The 6,109-nt window shown below is 72.3% G+C and carries 6 protein-coding genes; 3 read left to right on the forward strand and 3 right to left on the reverse strand.

Annotated features, from left to right (window positions below):
- Positions 1 to 45: 45 nt before the first annotated feature.
- Positions 46 to 1,755: a glycerol-3-phosphate dehydrogenase/oxidase gene (locus HF577_RS24185; protein ID WP_169398229.1), complete on the forward strand. Its 1,710-nt coding sequence runs from the start codon at positions 46 to 48 to the stop codon at positions 1,753 to 1,755.
- A 78-nt stretch (positions 1,756 to 1,833) separates the two neighbouring features.
- Here the strand turns inward: HF577_RS24185 and HF577_RS39380 are convergent, their stop codons facing one another.
- Together HF577_RS39380 and HF577_RS24195 are read right to left on the reverse strand one after the other, a co-directional pair.
- Complete coding sequence (locus HF577_RS39380) at positions 1,834 to 2,490, reverse strand: AMP-binding enzyme (protein WP_169398230.1); 657 nt, start codon at positions 2,488 to 2,490, stop codon at positions 1,834 to 1,836.
- Positions 2,454 to 3,578 (reverse strand): AMP-binding protein, encoded by a 1,125-nt coding sequence (locus tag HF577_RS24195; protein WP_312859343.1) that lies wholly within the window; start codon positions 3,576 to 3,578, stop codon positions 2,454 to 2,456. The genes HF577_RS39380 and HF577_RS24195 overlap by 37 nt, the downstream gene beginning before the upstream one ends.
- Before the next feature lie 282 nt (positions 3,579 to 3,860).
- On the opposite strand from HF577_RS24195, the gene HF577_RS24200 reads away from it, so the two are divergent.
- Complete coding sequence (locus HF577_RS24200) at positions 3,861 to 4,592, forward strand: dienelactone hydrolase family protein (RefSeq protein ID WP_169398232.1); 732 nt, start codon at positions 3,861 to 3,863, stop codon at positions 4,590 to 4,592.
- Positions 4,593 to 4,604: 12 nt separating this feature from the next.
- On the opposite strand, the gene HF577_RS24205 is transcribed toward HF577_RS24200, so the two are convergent.
- On the reverse strand, positions 4,605 to 5,051 hold the full coding sequence (locus HF577_RS24205; protein ID WP_169398233.1) for a hypothetical protein: 447 nt from the start codon (positions 5,049 to 5,051) through the stop codon (positions 4,605 to 4,607).
- Positions 5,052 to 5,115: 64 nt separating this feature from the next.
- Between HF577_RS24205 and HF577_RS24210 the strand changes: the two genes are divergently transcribed.
- Positions 5,116 to 6,109: threonine ammonia-lyase (locus HF577_RS24210; RefSeq protein WP_312859344.1), on the forward strand; the 994-nt coding region annotated here is incomplete at its 3' end.

Consider the following 6,109-nt stretch of genomic DNA (forward strand, 5'->3'; position numbering starts at 1 on the left):
CGGTTCTCCGCCCGGCTCGTTCATGACGACGATGAGAGGAAGACCATGAGATCGGTTGCGCTCTCTCCGCAGGCCCGTGAGGCCGCACTGGAGGCCATGAGCTCGACCGAACTCGACGTGCTGGTCGTCGGGGGCGGTGTCGTGGGCAGTGGATCTGCCCTCGACGCCGCCACCCGCGGCCTCACCGTCGGGCTCGTCGAGGCTCGCGACTTCGCCTCCGGCACGTCCAGCAGGTCGAGCAAGCTCATCCACGGTGGCCTGCGCTACCTGGAGATGCTGGACTTCCGACTCGTCGCCGAGGCGTTGCAGGAGCGGGGTCTGCTCATCCAGAAACTGGCCCCGCACCTGGTCCGTCCGGTGCCGTTCATCTATCCGCTGAACCACCACGTGTGGGAGCGGGTGTACGCCGGCGCCGGTGTGGCGCTCTACGACACGTTGGCGCTGCTGTCCGGGCGGGCCAGGGGGGTGCCGCACCACCGGCACCTGACCAGGCGCGGCGCTCGGCGGGTGTTCCCGTCGCTGCGCAAGGACGCTCTCGTCGGGGCCCTGGAGTACTACGACGCGCAGGTCGACGACGCCCGGCACACGATGTTCGTCGCCCGCACGGCGGCGGCCTACGGGGCCCACATCGCGTCCAGGGCGCGGGTCACGGGGCTGCTGCGCGAGGGCGAGCGGGTCACCGGGGCGGAGGTGCACGACCTCGAGTCCGGCCGCACGTTCAAGGTGCGGGCCCGGCAGGTCGTCAACGCCACCGGCGTGTGGACCGACGAGACCCAGAGCCTGGCGGGCGAGCGCGGGCAGTTCCACGTCAGGGCGAGCAAGGGCATCCACCTCGTCGTGCCGCACGACCGGATCCGCGGCGACTCCGGGCTGATCCTGCGCACGGAGAAGTCCGTGCTGTTCGTCATCCCGTGGGGGCGGCACTGGATCATCGGCACCACCGACACGGACTGGACGCTCGGGCTGGCCCATCCGGCGGCGAGTGCCGCCGACATCGACTACCTGCTCGACCACGTCAACAAGGTGCTGGAGCAGCCCCTCACCCACGCCGACGTGGAAGGTGTCTACGCCGGGCTGCGGCCGCTGCTGTCGGGCGAGTCCGAGTCGACGTCGATGCTCTCGCGTGAGCACGCGGTGTCGCATGCGGTGCCCGGTCTCGTGGTGGTGGCGGGCGGCAAGTACACCACCTACCGCGTGATGGCCAAGGACGCCGTCGACGCCGCGGTGCACGGGCTCTACCAGAAGGTTCCGCCGTCGGTCACCGAGGACGTGCCGCTGCTGGGGGCCGAGGGCTTCACGGCGCTGAAGAACTCCGCACACGTGCTGGCCGAGCGCTACGGGCTGCACGAGGCACGCATCCAGCACCTGCTCGGCCGGTACGGGTCGCTCGTCCACGAGGTACTCGACCTCGTGGAGCAGGACCCGTCGCTGGGCGAGCCGCTCACCGGTGCGCCCGACCACCTGCGGGCCGAGATCGTCTACGCGGCGTCGCACGAGGGCGCCCGGCACCTCGACGACGTGCTCGCCCGTCGCACCCGGATCTCGATCGAGACCTTCGACCGCGGCATCGGGGCCGTCGAGGAGGCCGCCCGGCTCGTCGCACCGGTGCTGGGCTGGAGCGGCGAGCAGATCGAGCGCGAGGTGGAGCACTACCGCAAGCGCGTGGAGGCCGAGCGGGAGAGCCAGAAGATGCCCGACGACGAGACGGCCGACGCCGCCCGGATGGGCGCACCGGAGGTCGTGCCCGTCCGCTGATCCGGCCCCGGGGCGCGCCACCGCTCGCACGGTGGCGCGTCCCGGGTGCACCGGCTGCGCGGCCGGCGCCGCCGCCGGTCACTCCGTGGTGAGCGCGGCCCCGGTCTGCAGCTCGCGGCGCAGCAGCTCCTTGCGCACCTTGCCGTTGTCGTTGCGGGGCAGCTGCTCGACCAGTTCCAGCCTGCTGGGCAGGTACCAGTCGGTCATGCCCTTGCCGGTCAGGTAGGCGCGCAGCTCCTCGAGGGTGACCGGGGGCGAGCCGGCCGCGACGACGACGGCACAGGCGAGCTCGCCACCGTGGCCGTCGGGGTAGCCGACCAGCGCGACGTCGGCGACGCCCGGGTGGGTGAGCAGCTCGGACTCGACGTCGTTGACCGGGATCATGAACGCGCCGCCGATGCGGTCGCCGGCCCGGCCCATCAACCGGATTCCGCCCCGCCCGTCCGGGACGGCGAGGTCGCCCGTGTCGAACCAGCCGTCCTCGTGCTCGGCGATGACAGTGAGCGCACCGCTGTCCCGGCCCAGTGTCGCCAGGCACACGCCGCCGCCGCGGGCGTACAGCCGCCCCGGCCGGTCCACGGTGATCTCGGTGTCCGACCGCAGGTCGAGCTCCGCCCAGGGGAGCGGCCGTCCGTCGCTGTGGGAAGGCCAGTCCGGGGGATCCTCCCTGCTGGTCAGCGTGCCGACCCCGAGCTCGGTCATGCCCCACCCGCTCTGCAGCGCCACCCCGAACACCGCGGCACCTCCGCGACCAGCGGTCGCGGGACGGTGGTGGCACCACAGCCGACCATGCGGAGCGCGGGCAGGTCCTGAGGCTGTCCGCTCCCCGCCGTGATGAGGTCCTCGACGAAGAAGGGTGCGGCGATCAGGACCGTGCTGCCGGTCCGGGCGAGTACGGCGGCGCCCCGCTCACCCGACCAGGAGTCGAGCAGGACGCTGCACGCTCCGGTCGACAGCGGGAGAAGGGCGAGCAGGTGCCCCAGGATGTGCATCGCCGAATGCGGGGTGAAGAGCACGTCCCGAGGTCCGATGTGGTTCTCCTCGGCAATCGCCGAGACCGTGGCGTACAGCGTGTTGTGGGTGTGCAGCGCGCCTTTCGGCTCGCCGGACGTGCCCGATGTGAAGAAGATCGCGGCGACCCGGTCCGGGTCCTCCACCGCATCGTCCAGAGCGACCGGATGACGCTGCTCCCACGGGGTGTCCTCGAAGAACGAGCCGAACTCGATCTCGCCGTCGTCCGCTTTCCCGAGGACGACCCGGTGTCGCAGCTGAGGCAGCCGGGGTGCCATCTCCCGCAGCGCCGCGGCATGGTCGAACCCCGCCCACTCGTCCACCGTCACGAAGACACTCGCGCCCACCCGGGCCAGCACGCGCTCCAGCTCGCGGGGACGGATGGTGGTCATGACCGGGGCCAGCACCGCCTGCAGCCGCATGGCCGCCAGCAGGAGCGCACCGGCCTGCCACCAGTTCGGCAGCTGGCAGGACACCACCTGGCCCGGCCGCACACCCAGCTCGTACAGCGCCCCGGCGAAGCGCTCCACGTGCCGGCCGTACTCCGCGTAGCCGATCTCCACCGAGCTCATCTCCGTGGGCCCGACACCGGCCCGGCAGGCCTTGACCGCGACGGCATCGGGTGTCTCTCGGCACCATCGCCGCAGATCTCCGACCGGGGTCGAGTCCCGCCAGATCCCGGAATTGCGATATTCCAGCGCAGCCCCCCCCGGGCGCACGAATCGTAAAATTCGACACGAAAACCCCCGATTCCCCTCGCGACCTGCGTCCGACGGTACCGGGAATATCCCGCTCGACCAGCCGATCCCCACCCAAGAATTGATCGCAGAGCGGGCGGAATGGACATTCTCGTCGAATCATCCCATCGCAATTATCGGTTGCGACGCGGCTGCCCGGCCTCGGCCTCGAGGCGCTGGCGCGAAACCCGATGGCGGGCCACGGCGACCACTGCTACCTTGCCGGCGGCCGTGCGAGAGATCGAGGAGGTGGTACCCGTGAACGCAGTATCGACATGGGTGCTCCCCTCCGGGGTCACGGTCGGGCGATAGGTCGTCCGGGAGCGCCGTTCACGAGCACTCCCGAAAGGCACGACCATGCGATTCACCTCCGATCAGCGCCTCGACGACGGCGTCCTCGAACGCAGGTTCACCCTCGGCGAGATCCCCGGCATCCTGTGGACGCCCGGATCCGCGTCCGCACCGGCCCCGCTGATCCTGCTCGGCCACCCCGGCGGACTGCACAGGATGTACCCCCGGCTGGTTGCCCGGGCCCGGCACTCCGCGGCGGAGGGCTTCGCCGCGGCCACCATCGAGCTCCCCTGGAGCGGTGACCGGCCCCGTTCCGCCGCCGCCGAGGAGGCCCGCGCCGACCTGCGCCGGGCGCTGGAGGCCGGCGAGCCGGTCGACGACGGGATCGTCGACCGCCTCGTCCTCCCACTGGTCGACAAGGCGGTCCCGGAATGGCGGGCCGCCCTGGACGCCCTCCTCTCGCTGCCCGGGATCGGCGGCCCGGTCGGGTACGCGGGCGGGGTGATCTCCATCGGCGTCCGGCTGGCGGTGGTCGAGCCGCGCATCTCGGCCGCCGTTCTGTTCGCCGGGAGCTTCGTGCCCCGCGCCCTGTTCGAGGAGGCCCGGCAGATCACCATTCCGCTGCAGGTCCTCCTGCAGTGGGACGACGAAGGCAACGACCGGCAGATGGCCCTGGACCTGTTCGATGCCTTCGGCTCCACGGAGAAAACGCTGCACGCCAACATGGGCGGGCACATCGGCGTCCCGCAGTTCGAGGGGGACGAGGGGAACCGGTTCTTCGCCCGGCACCTGAGGTAAGCGGGGGTCGTACTAGTCCTCGTCCCACACGCCCAGCAGGCTGACCAGCACGAACACCTGCACGGGCACCGGCAGTCCGGGCAGGTCCGCCTCCGCCTCGCCCCGCCACGCGCTGACCCGGCGCACCGTTCCGACCGGACTGCCGGCCACCGTCAGCACGTGTTCGTGGCGGATCAGCGACGGACGCTCGAAGGCATGCGTGACGCCGTCGGTGTCGAGCGTCCACTCCGCCCGGCCCACCCCGTCGGCCAGCGCGACGAGCTCGCCGCGCTCGTCGACCAACCGGAACCGGCGCCACGACCACCCGCCGCGGGCCACGTCGTAGCGGCAGCCGTCGAGCACGAAGGAACCCCCGCCGATGAACGCCGACGGCTTCCAGACGCAGAGCGGCGTGCCGTCCTGGGCGATCTCGTACCGGGTGCTCAGCAGCCCCATCCGCGACGCGCGTAGCACGCGCACACCCCACCACCCCCGCGGCCGATCCGCCATCCCCGTGACTCCACTGCCGGGTTAGCGTGAGGCGGTGAGCGACCTGATCACCATCGACGACATCACCGCAGCAGCGGAGCGGATCGCGGGATACGTCCTGCGTACGCCCACGGTCGCGAGCCCTGGCCTCGCCGCGCACCTCGGCGTGCCCGTCACCCTCAAGCTGGAGCTACTCCAGCGGTCCGGCTCGTTCAAGCCGCGCGGCGCGTTCCACAAGCTGCTCGGGCTGACCCCCGCGGAGCGCGCGGCCGGTGTCGTGGCGGTCAGCGGCGGCAACCACGGGCTCGCGCTGGCCGACGCCGCCGGTTCGCTGGACATCGCGGCCACCGTCGTCATGCCGGAGGCGGCGCCACAGCGCTCGATCGCCGCCTGCCGCGCGTCCGGCGCGACGGTGCGGCTCACCCCCGACATGGGGGGCGCCTTCGCACTGCTCGACGAGCTCGTGGCCAGCGGGCTCACCCTCGTCCACCCGTTCGACGACCCGATCGTGCTCGCCGCCCAGGGCACCGTCGGCCTGGAGTTCGCCGCCGACGCGCCCGACGTCACCGACGTGCTGGTCAGCATCGGTGGGGGTGCCCTGATCGCCGGCGTGGCCGCGGCGATGCGCGCCCTCGTGCCCGGGGTCCGGGTCTGGGGCGTCGAGACCGAGGGCGCCGACGCGATGACCCGCGCCCTCGCCGCCGGTGACCCGACCGGGTTCACGCCGACCTCGATCGTCACCACGCTGAGCGCGCCGTACGTGTCGCAGCTGACGCTCGACCACGTGCGGGCCCTCGTCGAGGACGTCATCGTCGTCTCCGACGCCGACGCCGTGGCCGGCACCCTCGCCCTCGCCGAGGAGGCGAAGGTCTGGGCCGAGCCCGCGGCAGGCTGCCTGCTCCCGGCCGCCCAGCGCGTGCTCGACCGGGTCGGCCCGGACGTCCGGCTCGGGCTGGTGGTCTGCGGCGGGAACGTCACCGCCACGGACCTGACGGGGTGGGTGCAGCGGTTCGGAGCCGCCCCGCTCCCCCGCCGCCCCGTCCCGGCGG

Origin of the sequence: Pseudonocardia xinjiangensis (assembly GCF_012911925.1) — a bacterium.
Classification (GTDB): domain Bacteria; phylum Actinomycetota; class Actinomycetes; order Mycobacteriales; family Pseudonocardiaceae; genus Pseudonocardia; species Pseudonocardia xinjiangensis.

What these genes read in the sequence shown, in the direction of transcription:
- HF577_RS24185 (WP_169398229.1), top strand. Translation starts at nt 46, where the DNA reads ATGAGATCGGTTGCGCTCTCTCCGCAGGCCCGTGAGGCCGCACTGGAG.
- HF577_RS24200 (WP_169398232.1), top strand. Translation starts at nt 3,861, where the DNA reads ATGCGATTCACCTCCGATCAGCGCCTCGACGACGGCGTCCTCGAACGC.